Source organism: Flavobacterium bomense (assembly GCF_003970355.1).
Map to the genome: position 1 here is coordinate 1 of NZ_RYDJ01000069.1, position 1,663 is coordinate 1,663.

Genomic DNA, 1,663 nt, shown 5'->3' on the forward strand with positions numbered 1-1,663 from the left:
GTTTTGCGTTTAGACGATCGTGGCGTTGGCGGTTCTAGCAAAGGGACTCCTGAAGATACTTCGGCTAGTTTTGCAACAGATATTACCGCAGCCGTTGATTTTTTGAGTGCAAAAGGGTTCAAAAAAATTGGTTTAATTGGCCATAGCGAAGGCGGATTGATTGCACCAATGGTGGCTGTTCAAAACACAAAAGTTCAATTTGTTATATCGCTTGCGGGTCCTGGTATTACAATTGATCAAATGATGCTTTTGCAAAGCCAATCGATTGCAAAATCGCAAGGCGCTACATCAACTCAAATTGAAGCAAGTACAGCATTTAACAAAAAAGTATATGCTTACATCATTAATTATAATGGCAGTAATTTAAAAGCAGATTTTCAACCTTACATTAAAGAAGAATTCATAAAACTGACCCAAAACCAAGGACTTACAGAAACTCAAATCGACGAATTTGTAGCCCAACAAACTCCTTCAATTACTAGTCCGTGGTATGTTTATTTTTTAAAATTCAATCCTGAGTTGTATTGGTCAAAAATAAAAATTCCTGTGTTGGCACTAAACGGATCGTTAGATTTACAAGTAAAAGCCACTGAAAATTTAGCAGGTATTCAGGCTTATTTAACCAAAGCAGGAAACAAAAAAGCAACAATAAAAGAACTTCCTGGACTCAATCATCTGTTCCAAGAAGCTAAAACAGGATCGACCGCTGAATATTCTACAATCGAACAAACCATTGCTCCTGTCGTCTTAGACACGATGAGTAATTGGATTTTGGGGTTGAAATAAAAATCCTATTCTAATTTCAAAACTTCTTCAATGATTTTTTGCTTGCAGGTTTCCCAGTTGAAATTTTTGAACATTTGGGGGTGTAGTTGAAGATCCGCATCTCCAAAATAGGTCAAACTTTTCTGAACCATAAAAATAGAACCATCGTGATATTTTTTTTCATAAAATGATAAAATATCTTCGAGCGTAAACTCATTCAATAAAAAATACAAATCGATAAAATCTTTTTTACTTCCTATTCCAGCAATTGCATTTAGTTTCATAGCAGCGATGTCTTTTTTAGAAAGCATTCTAATGTTTTCTATAAACAAACAGTCTGAAAGTAATGGGTATTTATAGTTTACAAAATCAACTTTAACATCGTTAATTTTTGTAATCAAAATGTTTTTGGTGCTTTGTGCTACTTTTACTTCTCCAAATTCTGAAAGTTTTTCAATAAAAAATTCTGGATTAATTTCGGAATTTCCAAATAAGTCAATATCAATGGAATTTCGATGACCCATTTGTAAAGCTAATGATGTTCCTCCAACTAAATTAAAATCTGAAAATAGTTTTTCAGACATAATTTTGTTTAAGAGTTCCATAAGTTCGGGTACAACTGTCTGTGTTTGTAACATCTAAATTCTGTTTTGTCGATTTTAAAAATAGCAGATAGGTAAGAAAGCGTTACGGCATCAAGACTTCTTAAATTCAAAGAAACTTCTTTAATTGTTTCTAATCCGTAAAGTTCTTTTAATAATCTCCAATCTTTCATAAATCCATATTCTAAAACTTTTTGTATGAGATGAGATTTGTGCTTTTCGAAGTCAAAATCATTCAAATCCACATCCCAAAAGAGATATTGCGAAAAGTCGTTTATGGTTATTTCTTTCTTCAT

At 32.8% G+C, this 1,663-nt stretch carries 3 protein-coding genes; 1 reads left to right on the top strand and 2 read right to left on the bottom strand.

Features of this window, described 5'->3' with window-relative positions:
* Positions 1-786, top strand: a 786-nt coding sequence (locus EKL98_RS15585) for an alpha/beta hydrolase family protein (protein WP_148104431.1), incomplete at its 5' end; no start/stop codon positions are given.
* A 5-nt stretch (positions 787-791) separates the two neighbouring features.
* Here the strand turns inward: EKL98_RS15585 and EKL98_RS15590 are convergent.
* Both EKL98_RS15590 and EKL98_RS15595 read right to left on the bottom strand, forming a co-directional pair.
* Positions 792-1,349 carry a nucleotidyl transferase AbiEii/AbiGii toxin family protein gene (locus EKL98_RS15590; RefSeq protein ID WP_199740724.1) on the bottom strand — a complete coding sequence of 186 codons (558 nt, stop codon included), beginning with the start codon at positions 1,347-1,349 and terminating at the stop codon, positions 792-794.
* Positions 1,350-1,357: 8 nt separating this feature from the next.
* On the bottom strand, positions 1,358-1,663 hold a 306-nt coding region (locus EKL98_RS15595), incomplete at its 5' end, for a DUF6922 domain-containing protein (RefSeq protein ID WP_126563112.1).